This is a genomic window from Sanyastnella coralliicola, assembly GCF_030845195.1.
Classification (GTDB): domain Bacteria; phylum Bacteroidota; class Bacteroidia; order Flavobacteriales_D; family Sanyastnellaceae; genus Sanyastnella; species Sanyastnella coralliicola.
This window is the reverse complement of sequence record NZ_CP132543.1, coordinates 2,375,934-2,394,481: the sequence shown is the minus strand read 5'-3', so window position 1 is coordinate 2,394,481 and position 18,548 is coordinate 2,375,934. Positions and strand designations below refer to the sequence as shown.

General features: G+C 47.2%; 17 protein-coding genes. 9 read left to right on the top strand and 8 right to left on the bottom strand.

What is annotated here, in order from left to right; translation table 11 throughout:
- Window positions 1–1,147: 1,147 nt before the first annotated feature.
- The 3 genes from RA156_RS09845 to RA156_RS09835 all read right to left on the bottom strand — a co-directional run bounded on the left by RA156_RS09845 (window position 1,148) and on the right by RA156_RS09835 (window position 2,980).
- Entirely contained in the window at window positions 1,148–1,543 is a 396-nt protein-coding gene (locus RA156_RS09845) for a DUF2541 family protein (RefSeq protein ID WP_306639791.1), read from the bottom strand.
- Between the two features lie 425 nt (window positions 1,544–1,968).
- Complete coding sequence (locus RA156_RS09840) at window positions 1,969–2,424, bottom strand: hypothetical protein (RefSeq protein WP_306639789.1); 456 nt, start codon at window positions 2,422–2,424, stop codon at window positions 1,969–1,971.
- A 40-nt stretch (window positions 2,425–2,464) separates the two neighbouring features.
- A complete protein-coding gene (locus RA156_RS09835) occupies window positions 2,465–2,980 on the bottom strand; it encodes a YceI family protein (RefSeq protein ID WP_306639788.1) in 516 nt (171 codons plus the stop codon).
- A 253-nt stretch (window positions 2,981–3,233) separates the two neighbouring features.
- Here RA156_RS09835 and RA156_RS09830 point away from each other — a divergent pair, with 253 nt between their 5' ends.
- Entirely contained in the window at window positions 3,234–4,106 is an 873-nt protein-coding gene (locus RA156_RS09830; protein ID WP_306639787.1) for a lysophospholipid acyltransferase family protein, read from the top strand.
- A 133-nt stretch (window positions 4,107–4,239) separates the two neighbouring features.
- Window positions 4,240–5,517 (top strand): replication-associated recombination protein A, encoded by a 1,278-nt coding sequence (locus RA156_RS09825; protein WP_306639786.1) that lies wholly within the window; start codon window positions 4,240–4,242, stop codon window positions 5,515–5,517.
- Here RA156_RS09825 and RA156_RS09820 read toward each other — a convergent pair whose 3' ends face one another.
- Together RA156_RS09820 and RA156_RS09815 are read right to left on the bottom strand one after the other, a co-directional pair.
- Window positions 5,518–6,189: a hypothetical protein gene (locus RA156_RS09820; RefSeq protein WP_306639785.1), complete on the bottom strand. Its 672-nt coding sequence runs from the start codon at window positions 6,187–6,189 to the stop codon at window positions 5,518–5,520. It abuts the gene before it with no gap.
- A complete protein-coding gene (locus RA156_RS09815) occupies window positions 6,186–7,259 on the bottom strand; it encodes a toxin-antitoxin system YwqK family antitoxin (RefSeq protein ID WP_306639784.1) in 1,074 nt (357 codons plus the stop codon). The genes RA156_RS09820 and RA156_RS09815 overlap by 4 nt, the downstream gene beginning before the upstream one ends.
- A gap of 145 nt (window positions 7,260–7,404) precedes the next feature.
- On the opposite strand from RA156_RS09815, the gene mdh reads away from it, so the two are divergent.
- The gene (gene mdh, locus RA156_RS09810; protein WP_306639783.1) at window positions 7,405–8,346 is read left to right on the top strand and encodes a malate dehydrogenase; all 942 of its coding nucleotides are present in this window, start codon (window positions 7,405–7,407) and stop codon (window positions 8,344–8,346) included.
- Window positions 8,347–9,117: 771 nt separating this feature from the next.
- Here the strand turns inward: mdh and RA156_RS09805 are convergent.
- Window positions 9,118–9,372, bottom strand: a complete 255-nt coding sequence (locus RA156_RS09805; RefSeq protein ID WP_306639782.1) for a hypothetical protein — start codon at window positions 9,370–9,372, stop codon at window positions 9,118–9,120.
- Between the two features lie 41 nt (window positions 9,373–9,413).
- Window positions 9,414–11,669 (bottom strand): T9SS type A sorting domain-containing protein, encoded by a 2,256-nt coding sequence (locus RA156_RS09800; protein ID WP_306639781.1) that lies wholly within the window; start codon window positions 11,667–11,669, stop codon window positions 9,414–9,416.
- Between the two features lie 60 nt (window positions 11,670–11,729).
- Here RA156_RS09800 and RA156_RS09795 point away from each other — a divergent pair, with 60 nt between their 5' ends.
- Window positions 11,730–12,251 (top strand): DUF7935 family protein, encoded by a 522-nt coding sequence (locus RA156_RS09795; protein WP_306639780.1) that lies wholly within the window; start codon window positions 11,730–11,732, stop codon window positions 12,249–12,251.
- Here the strand turns inward: RA156_RS09795 and RA156_RS09790 are convergent, their stop codons facing one another.
- Window positions 12,252–12,905 carry a fasciclin domain-containing protein gene (locus RA156_RS09790; RefSeq protein ID WP_306639779.1) on the bottom strand — a complete coding sequence of 218 codons (654 nt, stop codon included), beginning with the start codon at window positions 12,903–12,905 and terminating at the stop codon, window positions 12,252–12,254. It abuts the gene before it with no gap.
- 36 nt (window positions 12,906–12,941) lie between these two features.
- On the opposite strand from RA156_RS09790, the gene RA156_RS09785 reads away from it, so the two are divergent.
- The 5 genes from RA156_RS09785 to RA156_RS09765 all read left to right on the top strand — a co-directional run bounded on the left by RA156_RS09785 (window position 12,942) and on the right by RA156_RS09765 (window position 18,420).
- Window positions 12,942–13,346 (top strand): DUF423 domain-containing protein, encoded by a 405-nt coding sequence (locus RA156_RS09785; RefSeq protein WP_306639778.1) that lies wholly within the window; start codon window positions 12,942–12,944, stop codon window positions 13,344–13,346.
- A 146-nt stretch (window positions 13,347–13,492) separates the two neighbouring features.
- Window positions 13,493–15,106, top strand: a complete 1,614-nt coding sequence (gene pckA, locus RA156_RS09780) for a phosphoenolpyruvate carboxykinase (ATP) (protein WP_306639777.1) — start codon at window positions 13,493–13,495, stop codon at window positions 15,104–15,106.
- A gap of 60 nt (window positions 15,107–15,166) precedes the next feature.
- A complete protein-coding gene (locus RA156_RS09775; RefSeq protein WP_306639776.1) occupies window positions 15,167–15,883 on the top strand; it encodes an RsmE family RNA methyltransferase in 717 nt (238 codons plus the stop codon).
- A 33-nt stretch (window positions 15,884–15,916) separates the two neighbouring features.
- The gene (locus RA156_RS09770) at window positions 15,917–16,237 is read left to right on the top strand and encodes a DUF4359 domain-containing protein (RefSeq protein ID WP_306639775.1); all 321 of its coding nucleotides are present in this window, start codon (window positions 15,917–15,919) and stop codon (window positions 16,235–16,237) included.
- Window positions 16,234–18,420, top strand: a complete 2,187-nt coding sequence (locus tag RA156_RS09765) for a glycoside hydrolase family 20 protein (RefSeq protein WP_306639774.1) — start codon at window positions 16,234–16,236, stop codon at window positions 18,418–18,420. The genes RA156_RS09770 and RA156_RS09765 overlap by 4 nt, the downstream gene beginning before the upstream one ends.
- Window positions 18,421–18,548: the final 128 nt, after the last annotated feature.

Genomic DNA, 18,548 nt, shown 5'->3' with positions numbered 1-18,548 from the left:
GTCCACCGTCCACCGTCCACCGTCTACCGTCTACCAAAAAGGGTCCTTTAGCGGCGCATTCATGCGCCTAACCTCACACATACACCCTGATCGAAATGTAGGGTTGGATGAAATCCAACCGCCTGACGATGCATCTTCTGCGAATTACAAAGACAAAGGCGCATCAATCCCGAAGGTACGGGACAGGTGCGCAGCTGAAGGAATAGGCACACAGATCGCGGAACGCAGATTGCGGTGAAATAAACGGACGCCGGATGCCGGATGCCGGGTATAGCATGATTAGTCCGCCTGCGGCGGTAGCATGGTTGGCATGGTTAGTTATATTCCGTCTACCGTCTACCGTCCACCGTCCACCGAAAGGTCCTTTAGCGGCGCATTCATGCGCCTAACCTCACACATACACCCTGATCGAAATGTAGGGTTGGATGAAATCCAACCGTCTGACGATGCATCTTCTGCGAATTAAGCAGACAAAGGCGCATCAATCCCGAAGGTACGGGACAGGTGCGCAGCTGAAGGAATAGGCACACAGATCGCGGAACGCAGATTGCGGTGAAATAAACGGACGCCGGATGCCGGATGCCGGATCTAGCATGATTAGTCCGCCTGCGGCGGTAGCATGGTTAGCGTGGTTAGTTATATTCCGTCTACCGTCTACCGAAAGGTCCTTTAGCGGCGCATTCATGCGCCTAACCTCACACATACACCCTGATCGAAATGTAGGGTTGGATGAAATCCAACCGTCTGACGATGCATCTTCTGCGAATTAAAAAGACAAAGGCGCATCAATCCCGAAGGTACGGGACAGGTGCGCAGCTGAAGGAATAGGAACGCGGATCGCAGCACGCAGAACGCGGTGAATAAGAATTTCGGATGCCGGATGCCGGATGCCGGGTATATCATGATTAGTCTGCCTGCGGCGGTAGCATGGTTAGTGTGGTAAGTTATGTTCCGTCCACCGTCCACCGTCCACCGTCCACCGTCTACCGATAAAGGAACGCAGAACGCGGATCGCGGTTATAGGATCGCGCTAAAGGTTATGGATTATAGTCTATCGATTATAGATTAGTCCCTAGACTCTAGACTCTAGACTCTAGTCTCTAGTCTCTAGTCTCTAGTCCCTAGACCCTAGTCTCTAGTCTCTCGACTAAGACCTGCCATACACGTGGATCTTCGCCCTATTCTTCGACCGATTCTTCGTGTCGTAAATGAATTGAATGTTCTTAATCTTACGGTTCTTACCGTTCAGATCTACTGTGCGTGAAGCTGAATTACGAGAGAAGTTGTGACGTAGATCAATCTCCTCTTTACTGCCGTTCATATAAGTGACCACCATGCGGCGCATATTGACAGAACCTCCGGTTACGGCGATCTTCAACTTGTTGAAGCTTCCTTCATGAGCACCTACCTGAATCACGTCTCGTTCGATTCCAAAGTTCACTTTGCGAGATCCTAAACGCTCCCATTTCTGTGCTACTCCCTCTCCTGAAAATGCCAACATCATCACTGCCGACATTAAAACTGATAAGATCTTTCCTTTCATGATCAATGGTTTTTGATTTCTGGAGATATGACTTGGGGGTAAGGGGAAGGTTTAATGAGGAACGCGGAACGCGGAACGCAGATCGCGGTGAAATAAACGGACGCCGGACGCCGGACGCCGGATTTAGCATGATTAGTCCGCCTGCAGCGGTAGCGTGATTAGCGTGGTTAGTTATTTTCCGTCCACCGTCCACCGTCCACCGTCCACCGTCCACCGAACGGTCCTTTAGCGGCGCACCTGTCCCGTACCTTCGGGATTCATGCGCCTTACCTTACACGCATGCCTAAATCGAAATGTAGGGTTGGATGAAATCCAACCGTTAAACGTTGATGTCCTTCGCTTTGAAGTGTGCGAAACCTCTTCAGCTGGATGAAATCCAACCGTTAAACATTAATGCCCTTCGCTTTGAAGCGTGCGAAACCCCCTCACCCAAAAATCCTCGCAAAATTCATCACCAAATCCACCTGCAGAAACAAGAATACACCGAACTGCCGTGATTGAATGATCGACTTGAAATTCTTCGGGATCAGAAGATATGGGACCGTCCACATAGAGCTGATGGATATGATGGCTGTACCAGGCCAATGGTTGAAACGGAAGAGCCAGTAGGTGCCAAAGGTGAGGAACAATCCGATGGCGTAGACCTGACTTCTGATGTCTCCTTCAGGGACACGGGCATTTCTGAATGCAAGGAAAAAGGGAGTGAATACAACTGGGATAAGGGCGATTTGAACTACCTGTTCAAGATCGGTTGAGATGATGGCAATGGCGGAAACCGAATACGTCACGGTAGCGAAAATCGACACAAGATGCTTTCGCGCAATGCTGATGGCTAGTCCGGTTAATAGACTGGCTAGAATGATAATGGCAGATGTACTCACCTAGCCAAGATAATCGAAATCAGAAGGAGGTTGGGGTAGCTTATTGAAGCTTACAAACGATTTGAATTTCTACTTCGTCACCTACCATGAAGGTTCCGGTGTCTTCACCTAGCTTATAGTCAAGACGGTTGATTTGGAGTGTACCTAAAAAGGTGTTGTTCTCGAAAGTAAACGGGATTTCTACTTCTCGGGTAACGCCCATCATGGTGAGTGATCCTTTGGCTAGATAGCCGTCATCTGTTTTTGAAACCGAAGTAGACGTGATACAGATTTCAGGGTATACCTCAGTATTGAACCAATCGTCTTTTTGAAGGTGATCATCACGCTTCGCATTCCCCGTCTTTACCTCCTTCGCATCGACACAAACATTGAAATCAACAACATCCAATTTCATCGGATCAAAGGTGATAGACCCAGTCATCCCTTCTACAGTACCATCAACGGTTTTGAAGCCCATATTGCTGATCTCAAAGCGCACTTGAGAGTCAGAAGAAATGCTTTGAGCTGAAAGAATAGACGTTGCAAGAAGGCAACAAGCGAATAGGATGAATTTCATGATCAGTTTGTTTGTAACGAAAGTACCTCTCCCATGGGGGTTTTGTTTCATGGTTAACGAAAATTGCGAATCCGGCGTCCGGCATCCGGCGTCCGAATTTTTTCTTTACCTGTTTCGATGTACCGGTAAATGGCAGTAAGACAATTCCAGCCCTCCCCACAACCCAACGGATGCCGGATGCCGGACGCCGGAAGATATCGGTTATCGATTATAGATTATCGTTTATAGATTCCTCGTTTCATACCTTCGTGCCGTGAGTAGAATAGCCTATTACCTCCTCTTAAAACCTATTTCGCTGTTGCCGTACTTCCTTTTGTACCGCTTGAGCGACTTCTTCTTCTTGGTGTTTATCACCGTTTTCCCGTACCGGAAGAAGGTAGCCTTGGGGAATATTCAGCGCGTTTTTCCAGATCGTTCGGAGAAGGAACAGAAGAAAATTTTACGCGATTTCTATCGCCACTTAGCCGATATCATCGTGGAGAGCTTTAAGAACTTCTCGATTTCTGAAAAGCAAGCGAATGCACGTATGAAGCCAGTAAACAATGAGTTTATGGCAGATATCCTCAACTCAGGTCAAGGAATCGTTCTCTGCGGAGGTCACTACAACAACTGGGAGCTCTATGCAGTGGCGGGGGCCGCGCACATGCCGAAGATAACCATGGCCATCTACAAGCGCCTTAGTGATCAATTCTTAGACGGTGTCATGCGTGAAACCCGTGGACGTTTCGGCTTGCATATGATTCCGACGAAGGAGGCTTCTGAATGGATGAAGAATAACGCTAGCGCGGAAGCGGTAACAAGTATTTATGCCATTGATCAAAGTCCTGCCAACCCGAAGAAATCTTTATGGATGGATTTCCTAGGTCAGGATACAGCGATGTACTACGGACCCGAAAAGCACGCACGTACCTATAACATGGCCGTCGTGTTTGGAGAGATAACCAAGCTCAAACGTGGTCATTACCAAATAGAATATAAGCTCGTAACGCGAGATCCAAATAGCTACGAGCAGGGTGGGGTCATCAAGGAGGTCAATCAACTACTTGAAAAGCAAATTCAAGAAGCTCCGGCCTACTGGTTATGGACCCACAAACGCTGGAAGCACAAGCGTCCTGAAGGGATGTGAGTTAGAAGACATCGCCGTTCCTCGCTAGAGACGATAGAGGAAGAAATAGAATTAGAGTTAGAGTTAGAATGAGAGGGAGTAATTGTAGATAACTCTCTTCGAATTCCCCTGCAGAAACATTTAGCTTTGGGCTATGCAAACTGCAACGCCGTTGGCAGAACGTATGCGTCCGAGAACCCTTGATGATTACATGGGACAGGGACATTTGGTTGGGGAAGATGCCCTGCTTGGCCGTGTGATCAAGAGTGGGAATATCCCCTCAATGATTCTTTGGGGACCACCAGGAGTAGGAAAGACAACCTTGGCCACGATTATTTCGGAGACTTTGGAACGGCCGTTCTACACTTTGTCTGCGATTAATTCCGGTGTGAAGGATGTCCGCGAAGTGATTGCGAAAGTGAAGAGCGCGGGTATGTTTGGCGGAAATGCGATCCTGTTCATCGACGAGATTCACCGATTCAGTAAATCACAGCAAGACAGTTTGTTGGGAGCTGTAGAGAAAGGTGATGTGACCTTGATTGGTGCAACAACCGAGAATCCTTCTTTCGAAGTCATTTCGGCATTGCTCTCACGTTGTCAAGTTTACACTCTCAATCCGCTTTCGGAAGATCAGCTGATGGGTCTGTTAGAACGCGCCATGAGTAACGACGAACTGCTGAAGAACCGTCAAATCGAAATCAAAGACACTGACGCCTTGTTCAAGTTGAGCGGTGGAGATGCCCGTCGTTTGCTAAATGTCTTTGAGCTAGTTGTGAATGCTGGAGGAACAGGCCCAGTGGAGATCACAGACGAACTCGTGAAGCAAGTGGTTCACCAGAATCCTTCGATGTATGATAAGACGGGGGAGATGCATTACGACATCGCTTCTGCGTTTATCAAGAGTCTTCGAGGGAGCGATCCGAACGCGGCTGTCTACTATCTCGCACGCATGGTTGAAGGAGGGGAAGACCCTAAGTTCATTGCCCGACGCATGGTCATCATGGCCAGTGAAGATATTGGGAATGCCAACCCAACAGCATTGGTAATGGCAACCACCACCTTCGAAGCAGTGGAGCGCATTGGATGGCCGGAGTCAAGAATCATCCTTTCGCAATGTGCAACCTACTTGGCAGCATCACCAAAGTCAAATGCATCGTATGCAGCCATTGGTATGGCGCAGAAAGTAGTGCGTGAGACAGGGAATCTTCCGGTCCCAATGCATATACGCAATGCTCCAACGAACTTGATGAAAGATCTGGGGTATGGCAAAGGCTACGATTACAGCCATGAGAACCCAGGGAAATTTGCGGCACAGGAATACTTACCTGAAAAGATTGCAGGAACGAAGTTTTATGAGCCAGGAAATAACCCGAGAGAGAATAATCTCAGAGCTTATCTAAAAGGATTGTGGAAGGATAAATACGGTTATTGATTACTCAACCGTACCAAAAGCAATCGCGCGCATTTCCATGTCGACGCCAGTAATTTCGAAGAACTGGTAATTGAGGTCCGTCAATTTTTTGTGTACCAGTCCGATGCCTCGCGCATAAACCTCCCAAGCAGATTCTTGATCAACGAGGTTGATGTTTTCACGTTGGCGAACACGCAATGTATTTGAGAAAGGAAGCACGCCATTGTTGTACGAACCACCGATGGAAGTATAAGTGTAATCCCAAGCTTCTTCGATGTTGTAAGCGTTACCATCCCAAACTTCACCCGCTTCTACAGGGAAAGCCAAACGAACGTAGCGGAAGTTCTCTTCAATGCGCTCTGCAGTGGTCGAAGTACGTTTCTGAACCCATACGTCAGTCAAGACATATTCATCATCCATGTTGAATTTCTTGAAGCGTTCGATGCGCGTGGCCAAATTGCCTTCGTCATCGATGAACTCCTCAGCGATGACTTCCTTAAGGTAGAAGTGCACCGTGTCAACTTCAATACCGTAGTTGATACTGTCTACTTCATATTCAATGAAGGTGCCTTCGGTATTTGGGAAGTAATCATAGCCAAGATCAATGGCTTCGAAATCAGTTTCTTTTGCGCAACCACTCAAGATGGCTACTCCAGTTAGGATCGTGAATAGTATGGGTAGAAATACTTTCATCGTTCTTCGGTTGATTCAAGCTCGCCATCAACCCAGTTTTCAACTCGTGTGATGCGGCCTTTTTCATCATAGTAGGTGATAGGTCCTTCTAATTTTCCTTCAAGATAATCACCTTCTCGCTTTATTTGTGTTCCTACGAGAGATTCCTTGAATTGGATACCTCCTCCAGGCAGGGGAGTGTCCATCGGTTTCTGAATCCATTCTCCCATGTCGTACCACTCCTGAAATGGGCCACTCTTCTCGCCATCCTCATACTCATATGTTCCAGACGGAATTCCTGAAGGGTAGTAATCCGTGAATTCACCGTTTTCGCGTCGTGAACCTTTTTCTTCGCCCTTGTCATACTTCGTCGTGAGCTGCATGCTCCCGTCTTTATTGAACTGTATCCAAAGTCCATCTTTTGTTCCTTCAAAGTAGCTTCCCGAGACGAGCTTCTTTCTTCCCGCCCAATACAGGGTGTAATCACCGTGGTACTGATCGTCTTTATACGAGCCGGTTCCTTTGACCTGTCCATCTTCGAAGTATTCAGTCCATTGCCCATTCTTCATCCCGTTCTTGTAGTTCACTTCAAGCAACACCTTGCCTGTTTCGAAATACGAAGTGGCAAGCCCTTCTTGGCTGCCCATCACGAAATTTTCTTTTGATTTCAGGTACCCTTTATCGTTGTAGAATTCCCACTCACCGTCTTTGACGCGTTCAACTTTGCCGTCAATAGTTACCTCTTTGTAAATCCCGGCGCTCATTGGGTAACCGTTCTTGTGGTAGTTCACCACATCCATGTGTTTGGTGCCGTCAAGGTGGTTGACCTTGCTCATGGCTTCACCGGAGTCATACCAGAACCAAAATTCACCTTGAGGAACGTCATCGGTGAACTGTCCTTTGTAATAAATGGCGCCACCTTCGTACACGCGAACCCACTTTCCTTGCTTTTTTCCGTTGGCATCGGTGACATTATAGTCTACGCCAAATTCTCCAGAAGGGAATGTTTTGTCTGGTTGCGCTAGCGCGGAAACGCTTAGCAGTAGGGCGAAGAGAGGAAGGATGGTTCGTAAAAATACGCGTGGTTTCATACGCTTCGAAATTAGCGATTTAAATAGCAGGTTAATGTGACTGAAACGGGAGGTTCTGAACAAAATTGTTTTGTAATTTTGCGCCGCGTCTAGGGAAAATCCCATAGATCAAGACGTTGAGAAAGAATACTTAACTCGTTTCTAAATGAAAGTAACTGTAGTTGGCGCTGGTAATGTTGGCGCTACGTGTGCAAACGTACTAGCGACTCGCGAAGTGGCTAACGAAGTTGTACTCCTTGACATCAAGGAAGGATATGCTGAAGGTAAAGCCCTCGATATCTGGGAAACTTCTCCGATCAACTTGTATGACACTCGCACTATTGGTTCTACCAATGATTATTCCAAAACTGCCGGATCTGAGGTAGTAGTGATCACTTCTGGTCTTCCACGTAAGCCTGGAATGAGCCGCGATGACTTGATCGCAACGAATGCTGGTATTGTAAAAAGCGTTACTGAAAACGTAATCAAGCATTCTCCAGACGCGAAGATCATCGTGGTTTCTAACCCACTTGACGTAATGACTTACGCTGCTTACCTGACTGCAAACAAGGCAAGCAACAAAGTATTCGGTATGGCTGGTATCCTTGATACTGCGCGTTACCGTTCGTTCCTTGCAGAAGCGTTGGACGTATCTCCAAAAGATATCCAAGCGGTATTGATGGGAGGTCACGGAGACACAATGGTTCCACTACCACGTTACACAACTGTTGGTGGTATTCCTGTAACTGAATTGATCGATGCTGACAAACTAGAAGCGATTGTTAACCGCACGAAGAAAGGTGGTGGTGAAATCGTAAACCTTCTAGGTACTTCTGCATGGTACGCACCAGGTGCGGCAGCAGCGCAGATGGTAGAAGCGATCGTGAAAGATCAGAAACGTGTCTTCCCAGTATGTGCATGGCTAACTGGTGAGTACGGATTGAGCGATATCTACCTAGGTGTTCCTGTGAAACTAGGTAAGAACGGTATCGAGAAGATCATCGAACTGGACTTGAACGACGATGAGAAAGAACTCCTCGCAACTTCTGCAAAAGCAGTTCGCGAAGTAATGGACGTTCTTGACAACATGAATAAGGTGAACGCATAAGCGTCACAAATCATATTTGAAGGAAGGGGCTCCGAATGGGGTCCCTTTTTTTTGGAACGCGGAACGCGGGTTGCGGAATGCGGAATGTTGAACGTGGAATGTGGAACGCGGGTTGCGGGTTGCGGAACTCGGATTGCGGATCGCACGTTGCGGATCGCGGAACGCAGTATGAGTTATCGATTATAGCTTATCGATTTCAGATTCCCTTCAGTCTCCGTATTGTCCTTTAGCGGCGCATTTATGCGCCTAACCTCTCATCCAGTTTAAAACGAAATGTAGGGTTGGATGACATCCAACCAAACCGAAACCTAGGGCTTCTGTGAGAAAGGCACCCAATGTCGATAGGCCGTAATTCATCCAACACTACAGATCAATTGTAGTAAACACGAAAGAACCAGTGCAACGTGGAATGCGGATCGCGGATCGCAGGTTGCGGATCGCGGAACGCAGTATGAGTTATCGATTATAGCTTATCGATTTCAGATTCCCTTCAGTCTCCGTATTGTCCTTTTGCGGCGCATTTATGCGCCTAACCTCTCATCCAGTTTAAAACGAAATGTAGGGTTGGATGACATCCAACCAAACCGAAACCTAGGGCTTCTGTGAGAAAGGCACCCAATGTCGATAGGCCGTAATTCATCCAACACTACAGATCAATTGTAGTAAACACGAAAGAACCAGTGCAACGTGGAATGCGGATCGCGGATCGCAGGTTGCGGATCGCGGAACGCACTAAGAGTTATCGATTATAGTTTATCGATTTCAGATTCGTTAGTCCCTAGTCTCTCGACTCTCGTCCCTTACCGGAACGCGTTGAAGATCTTTGCGGTCATCGTAGAATTGATCTTCAAAGCTGTTTTCTGTGGGAGTGCCGTCTTTGAGAATACGCACGGCGAGCCATGTAAGCATGAATGGAAGCCCGATCATTAAGATCACCAGCATCACTGGTACGTCGAGGAGTGGTACGAGTACCATGAGCACGACATAGAGAGTGGCAGCGAGGATGTGTTTCTTAACGGGTTCCATTGGTCTTTTAGGTAGAACCCGTGAATGCTGAGAATGTTCGCCTAATGCTGAATGACGAGCCTTCCTGAGAGGTCTTTTACACCGGCTACTCGGTAGATGTACATTCCTGAAGCAAGGTCAGTGGTATTGACTACTGTGCGTCGCGTCTGATTCATCACAACCTGTTCAACGATTTGTCCGCTGAGGTTGTAAATTTCAAGAGTTCCGTCTACCACTTGGCTGAATTCGAAGCTCACTCGGTCATTTCCAGGGACTGGGTAGACCTTCGCTTGCACTTGCTTTAACTCTTCAACGGTGTCTGGATCTGAACCTCGGAAGAAGATCAATCCTCCGTTTTGAATTCCGTAGAAGAGGTCCAGCAATCCGTCGTTGTTAATGTCGATGACCCAAGAACCAGCGCGTGATCCTTCTTGGATGTTCTCTACACTTTCGTCGACCTCATTGAAGACACCAGAGAGGTTTCCTGAAATTCCATCGAAGTGTTGAATCGTACCTAGCTCATTGGCCATGAACAACTGGAATTCTCCGTTTCCATCCTTGATCAGCTGTGGAACACTGTATCCGTTAATGCCCAGGAAGTTATCGGCGTAAACCCCTCCAAAGCTCTCTGGATCGTCGCCAGTCTGTAGAGTGAGGCCGAAGCTATTCACCGTACCCGTATTCTTATACCAGTTGATCACTCCTAATTTCTCACCGATGAGGACATCAAGCAGTCCATCTTCATCAACGTCTACGATGAAAGGTGTGGCAAATTGCCCGACGTCGATCGTTTCGCCGTTAGAGTCTGTAATTGCTGCGATTTCTAGTTGCATGTCGGCTGGTTGTCCAGCCTCCGCCACGTTTCTGAAGAAGTGAATAATGCCTGTTTCTTCACCTAAGATCATGTCGTCGTCTCCATCGCCGTCCATGTCTCCAAACGCAGGGTATATCGATTCTACTTGCAACGAAGGGATGTCAAGCCAGTTATCGTCGATCAAGGTAAATTCTGGTGCAGTTGCACTTCCTGTGTTTTCAAAGAGCGCTAGCTGCGAAGGGAGGAGGTCTACCAATTCGTAGTACTCCTTATTCGCCAGTACCAAGTCTTGCAAACCATCTCCGTTGTAATCGAAGAATGTCGGGTAGGCTCCTCGTCCAACCTCAATACATGTGTTCTGCAAGAAGTTCGTTTCCTGAAACACAAATTCTGGGTTGCTCTCGGTACCTTCGTTTAGATAAAGCCAAATACTTTCGTCGTCATTCGTCTCGATGCGCGTATTAGGAGCCACGATTAGGTCACTCACGCCGTCATTATTAATGTCTTCGTAGAATCCTGCTGGGAATCGTTGCAATTCAACTGGAAGATCATCTAAACTTCCTGGAAAGTTAGCATCAACAATAACTGTGCTGTCTTGACCATCTACGGCGTTGGCCATGTATAATCCAGCTAGCTCTTTAAAGGATACATCACCAATCGCTAGGTCTTTCACTCCATTATCATCAAAATCAAAACTGACAATGGATCCTCCCGTGTGACGGTAACCACGGTCGTCTGAAGAACGTGGGTCAACGACGTTGAACGGACAGTCAAACTCGTCTCCAATTAACCATGAATTATCTTCGGCACTTTCGGCAGCCATGCCATAACAGCGGTTCGTGCACTTAAAGCTCAAATCTGAGCAATCACCGTTGTCGGCTCCCTGTCCTTCGAAGAAGTAAAGTGTTGTGGCAGATTCCGTGAAGGTGACAATGTCGAGATCACCATCCCCGTCGTAGTCAGTAATGCTCGGAAGATCGATGGAAAGCACCAGCAGAGGGAAGATTTCAGGACCTCCACCAAAATCAAACTCACACTGCACTTGACCGGAAGCTAATTCAAAGCTTAGTCCATCTTGCTCGTTCCCAGTGTTGCGATATACTTTTACGCTACTCTGGAAACTTGTGAAGATGTCTTCTTTCCCATCACAATCGTAATCACGAAGTAACACCCAGTCTACAAGTTCTGGAAAAAGCGAGGCGTACTCTGGCGCGTATTTATAGTTGATGGCACCATCGGAGCTGTCTTCATTGGTGAATACCAAGGTTCGATTCCCATCGCGGTCAAATACGAAAAGATCTTTGTCTCCATCGTAGTCAACGTCGATACGCGAGAATTGCGGGGCAGTGAAACCGCCAACCCAAGGGTTCAGTAATTCAGCTTCCTGGAATACAGCGATATCTTGATCTCGTTCAAACTGATATTGAGCTTCCGCGCTAGCGAAGAAGGTCAAAGAGACCAATAAGATTCCAAATCGTTTCAAGTGCATATTCAACAAATTCATTTCCTTCGCGTTTGTAATAATAGGTAAACATCAACTCTTCCTGTAACGAAAGGTATTGAAATGGATACATTCTTAGACATACTTCTCCTACTTGTGCCCGCACTTCTTGTCTTCCTGACGGCCATGATCTTCTTTAACAGAATGCGCAATGACCAGCGCGAATTTCAAAAGTGGCATATGCGTTCAGAAGAGCGCAAGCACAGCCTTCCGCTACAAATGAAGGCTTATGAGAGATTGATTATCATGTTGGAGCGTATCACACCCTCTAATTTAGTGATGCGCGTCAATCAAGGTTCAATGAACGGAGCTCAGTTGCAACTAGAACTACTTAAAGCGGTTCGTTCTGAGTTCGAGCACAACATCAGCATGCAGATGTATGTGAGCCGTACAGCTTGGGAATTGACCAAGAATGCCAAAGATGAAGTTCTTCAAATGGTAAAGATTGCTGCAACGAAAGCCGGACCAGAGGCCTCAGGCATGGCGTTGAGCAAAGAAATCTTTGACCTCGAAGCAAAAACAGGGAATCAAGCAATTAAGCAGACCTTAGATTTACTTCGAATGGAGGCTCAGAAAATGATGTAATCAGGGAGCTTCGTAAAGGTCGTTCATGACCAAAATTTTCCCATTTCGTGTCGAGATTTCTTCAGTGCTGATGCTTGCGCCGGCAATCTCATACCCACCGCGGTCAGTGATTTTCAATGGCTCTCCGGTGTGATTGATCAAATTCTCACGAGAAGTCATTTCCTTGTATCCGAAGATTTCGTCAATGATATAAGCCGAAACGAAAGCATCAATGGCTTCCACATTTCCTTCTTTAAGAAGGTCTCTCCAAGCCGGGTAATTTTCCATAACATCATTACGCGGAGCTAGAACAGTTACCCCCATACCATGCACGTGTTTACTTAGAGTGGAAGCCTTCAACAATTCCCCAAAATGGCTGAATTTTTCAGTAGTGGTTAGGTAACGGTAAGGACTTGTAATGTTCTCCTCCGTAGCTGTTACCTCCTCTTTCTGCTGGTCCATTTTTGCCTTTGCATTGGCGTCGTAGTCGCCTGGTCGGCGATCAATTACCTCTTCCGGTTTTGTTGCCTCCTCCTTGTTTGTAGTCAGGTTCGAGGGTTGTTGAACCGTAGGCATTTCTTCTTCAGCGCTGTCATTGTTCTGAGGTTCATTACAAGCTGCCAAAGTCAAAGCTGCAAAACAAACTGTCAGGAAATGGAACGTCATCTTTCTCATCGTGCGTAATTTTGTCGAAAGATAATTAATCAGATCATGACTCCATTCCAACGACAATTCCTTGCCATCTCTGTGTTTTTCATCGGTACAGGGGTAATCCTTGGAGCTATGGGTGCCCATGCGCTCAAAGCCGTTTTGGCCGAACAGCAGTTGACTAGCTACCTCACAGCGGTTCGATACCAAGTATGGATGGGAATGGCGCTTGCTCTGACCGTCATCGCAGGTAAAATCTTCCTTCAAGATCGCGTGAAATGGGTGGCTAGATTGCTGACTACCGGCACGTTAATGTTTAGCGGGAGCATTTATCTCCTAATTTCCTTTCCCCAAGGTCATGCGATGCGAAGTATTCTTGGTCCTATTACACCTATCGGCGGAACGCTCCTGATCGTCGCTTTCGGAATCCTACTTGTGCGAATTTTAACAGTTAAAAGTGTTGATTAGACACTTAGTTTAACTGGCCTTGGATAGCTGGGTTTTACACGTGGGATGTGGAAAATCACTGACAAAGAATAGGCAGCTTCGCTTGCAACTCTCCCTTCTAAAAGACCTAATTTTGCTAGCATATTGCTCAATAAACAGCAGTCTTTATGAATCACTTCGGAAGAAAAGCCGATGGAGCCACGCTCGATTCGATCGGGCTTGGTAAAGTGGCAAACGCTTACTGGAATCTAACGCCAGCAGAGCTTGTCGAAGAAACCCTGATGAACGGCCAGGGAATGCTCACGAATACGGGAGCGCTAGCAGTTGATACCGGTGAATTCACTGGTAGATCCCCTCAAGACAGATTTGTAGTTATTGATGACACCACACGCGACAGCGTATGGTGGGGTCCGGTGAACCACAAGTTCGATCCTGAGAAATTCGATGCGCTGTACGCTCGCATGCGTGCTTACCTAACAAACCGCGACGTTTATGTACGCGACGCGTACGCTTGTGCAGACGACAAATACCGTTTGAATATTCGTGTGGTAACTGAGTTCCCATGGTCGAATATGTTCGCAAGCAACATGTTCCTTCGTCCTACGGCGGAAGAGATTGACAACTTCGATCCTGAGTGGCACATTGTCTGTGCTCCAGACTTCATGGCAGAAGCAGGTATCGACGGAACACGTCAGCACAACTTCGCCGTATTGAACTTTACGAAGAAGATGATCATCATTGGAGGTACAGCGTACACTGGTGAAATCAAAAAAGGAATCTTCTCTGTGTTGAACTACGTCCTTCCGCATGATAACAACGTGCTTTCGATGCACTGTTCAGCGAATGTGGGCGACGACGGAGACACTGCTGTTTTCTTCGGACTTTCAGGTACAGGAAAAACAACCCTTTCTTCTGATCCAAACCGTCACCTCATCGGAGACGATGAGCACGGGTGGTCAGAAAATGGAGTATTCAACTTCGAAGGTGGTTGTTACGCGAAAACGATCGATCTTTCTCAAGAGAAGGAGCCTCAAATCTGGGATGCGATCAAGTTCGGTGCGATTCTAGAAAACATCGGTTTCCAGGATGACGGTTGTACTCCTGATTACCATGATGCAACGAAGACGCAGAACACACGTGTGTCGTACCCGATTGATCACATTGATAATATCATGGAACCCTCAGCCGGTGGCCATGCGAAGAATATTTTCTTCTTGACTTGTGACGCGTTTGGAGTATTACCTCCGATCTCTCGTCTAACGAAAGGTCAAGCGATGTACCACTTCATCTCTGGTTACACTGCTAAAGTTGCAGGTACAGAAGCAGGAATAGATGAGCCTGTAACAGCATTCTCTGCTTGTTTCGGTTCTCCATTCCTTCCACTTCACCCAACGAAATATGCAGAAATGCTAGGGAAGAAGATGGAAGAGCACGACGTAAACGTTTGGCTAGTGAACACTGGTTGGAGCGGTGGCGGTTATGGTGAAGGTGAGCGTATCAAGTTGCGTTTCACTCGAGCGATGATCACAGCGGCACTCGAAGGAAAGCTAGATAACGTTGACTACACAGAGCATGCGGTATTCGGATTGCAGATGCCAACTTCTTGTGATAACGTTCCGACTGAGATCCTAGACCCACGCAACACGTGGTCTGACAAAGACGCATACGATACGAAAGCGGTAGTGCTTGCTCAAAAGTTCATCGACAACTTCGACGAGTACAGCGATTTCGCGAATGAAGAGATTATGGCTGCTGCTCCTAAAGTGGCAGAAAAAGTATAAGACCTCACAATAATCAACGAAAAGCCGGGGAGCAATCCTCGGCTTTTTTATTTTCGGCCCATGCAATTATTCTATACCAACCATATCGTTGAAGGAATGGCGATGCTTCCTGAGGATGAATCGCAACACGTGATCAAAGTGCTTCGAAAGCGCGCTGGTGATGTTATCTATGTCACTGACGGAATGGGAACCCTCTTTGAAGGCACCATCTACGAAGCTGCAGCGAAGGAAGTACGCGTGAATCTTGAGGTACTCGATAAGCGCGAAAAGGATACGCCTGACCTAACGATAGCCATTGCACCAACAAAGAACCGCGACCGTTTTGAGTGGTTCATTGAGAAGGCGGTGGAGCTGGGCTGTACCGAGATCATTCCGATTTGGTGTGACAACAGCGAACGTAAGCACGCGCGTACCGATCGTTGGGAGAAGATTGCGATTTCGGCCATGAAGCAAAGTCTGCACCTCTATAAGCCAGTAATTCATCCGCCCACTGATGTTGATGATCTTTTCGCTAACGCGGAATTGGACAAGGATAAAATGATCGCATGGTTAGGGGAAGATGAGCCCAGTGCTTTCTTTTCTGAAGCGTATGATGCGTCGAAGCCGAGCATCATTGCCATCGGTCCGGAAGGAGATTTTTCTGATGACGAAGCTGATTTGGCAAAAACGAATGGTTGGACACCAGTATCCTTAGGGCATTATCGTTTACGTACAGAAACGGCTGGCTTCACTGTGATGTCTTGGGCTGCGCAAAAGCAATTCGAGGCAGAATCCTAAGGGAAGTTTACTAACTTCACACAAACCCTCTCTATGAAACGCTTCCTTCCCATCCTGATCATAGCGCTCGTAGCTATGTTTCTGACCAATCCAGATCGAGAAGATTTCAAGGTATTTGTTGCCGAACGATTGGAAGATCGCATGCTTGAAGGGTCAGAAGGAAATGACATTGCCGAACTCTTCGGAAGTGAAGCAAGCAAGATCGCCGCAGGAGTGGCTGAAAAGATGGCCGAACGAAAGAACTTCTACATTTTCTCTCTGTATGAAATTCCCATGGGTACTGATACCTTCAGATACGTGGGCATCTTTAAGATCTTCATCCCTCTACAAGAGAAACAACCCCTGAATTTGTGAGACTATTTTGGTTTGTGCTTGTTGCGCTCCTCGTGGGATGCGTTCCAAAAGAAGCAAGCAAGAATGCCATGATTAAGATGGCAGTTCCTCAGCTTATCCCGAAACCTCAGTCGATGGAGTTGTCAGGACAAGTAGCCTACGTTTTATCTGAAGAACTGACTGTTTTTGACGAAGGTGGATTTGAGTCTGAAACCGAAATGTTGTCTGCCTTCTTCGATCGTCCCATTCGCAAAGTGGAATCACCAGAAGAAGCGGATATCCGTTTTCAGCGTTCGCGTTGGTCTCGAATTCCTGAGGCCTACTTGCTTAACATAGATTCAAGCGGAGTACAAATCACTGCCGGTAGTAATCACGGAGCTTTCAACGCGGTCATGACCCTCGTACAGTGGAAGAAAGGTGATCACTTAAAGCACGTTACCATTGACGATGAACCTTCTTTTCGCCACCGTGGAATGTTGCTGGATTGCTGTCGCCACTTCATGGAACCAGAGTTCGTGAAACGCTACATCGACCTCCTCGCTCGATATAAAATGAATGTCTTGCACTGGCATTTAACCGAAGACCAAGGATGGAGAGTAGAGATTGATGCTTATCCCAAGTTGACGGAGGTAGGCGCTTGGCGCACTGAAAAAGACAGTTCTATTCACGGTGGATTCTACACCAAAGAAGAGATGCGAGATATCGTAGCCTATGCGGCTGCTCGTCACATAAAGGTCATTCCTGAGATTGAATTGCCAGGACATAGTTCCGCTGCCATTGCGTCGTACCCGTGGCTTTCTTGCACGGGGGAGCAAATTCCTGTTGAGAATGAATGGGGTGTCTTCAAGGACATCTATTGCGCTGGAAACGACAGTACTATTGCCTTTTTGGAGACCGTCTTAGATGAAGTGCTAGAGATTTTCCCTTCCGATGTCATCCATATAGGGGGAGACGAAGCGCCCAAGACACGCTGGGAGCAATGTGAGAAGTGTCAGCGACGCATCAAAGAAGAAGGGCTTCACGATGAGCACGAGCTCCAAAGCTGGATGATCGGGCATTTCGCAGAATTCCTTGATTCGAGAGGCCGCAAGCTGATCGGATGGGATGAAATCCTTGAAGGCGGGCTTCCAGAAGGAGCCATGGTACAATCGTGGCGAGGCATGGAAGGCGGCATCACAGCTGCCGAGATGGAGCGAGAGGTGGTGATGAGTCCGACCAGCCACGCTTACTTCGACTATGACGTCCGTTCGACAGACTTAGAAGAGGTGTATTCTTTTGACCCGATTCCTGAATCACTTTCCGCCGATCAGGCGAAATATATCATTGGTGGAGAATGCAATATGTGGACTGAACACGCACCTCAAGACAAGGTTGATTCGAAGGTCTTTCCTCGAATCTTAGCCATGGCCGAGGTGTTGTGGGCCTATCCTGAAGAGCGCAATTATCAAGAGTTTGAGCGGAGAGTAGATCGCGAATACGCTGCGCTCGATGAGTTAGGCGTTGATTATGGCGCGGCTACTGTGCCTTTTGAATTCGCTAGCGCGGAACCGGGAAAGGTGTCGATTGTAGATCGCGTGAGTGGATTGAAAGTAAGCTGGCGCACCTTTGGAGAAGCTTGGCAGGAGGGAAGAGAGATCAAAATTCCCCCCGGATTGCACGAGTACGAGGTGGTGGGTTACAAAAATGGAAGAGTTTATGGTGACACCATCGAATTAAATCTTGCGAATCACTTGGCTCTCGGGGCACCTACAAAAGTGATCAATGGATTCTCTGATTGGTATACTGGTGGAGGAGACAAGGCGATGACGGACGGTTTCTCAGGCAGTTTTGACTTCAGAGACGGACATTGGCAAGCAGAGCAGGGGGTAGACATGATCTATGAAATTGACCTTGGCGAATCAACCTCAATTTCTAGCGTTCAAATCCCAGTCTACATCTATGGCAACGCATGGATTTTTAGTCCGGAGTACATTGATCTCTGGAGCTCAGACGATGGATTGAACTGGGAAAAGTTCGCTCGTATTGATATGCCTTCCATGTCTGGAAACGTAGAACAGCGGATCGTTGTAGCTGGAAAAAACTGGGATGAATTCACGACTCGCTATGTCAAAGTTGAAGCGAAAAATCCAGGGCCATGTCCAGAATGGCACGACGCAGCTGGACAACCAAGTTGGGTGTTTATGTCGGAGATTGTCATCAACTAATCCCACAGCCGATTTCCTAAGATTCCACGTTATGTGGAAAACTCTTTTAACAGACTTTAAAATATCGGACACAATAAGCCGTTAACTAGCTGAGAACGCTCTCCTGAGCGGAAGGAAATTGCTAGTTT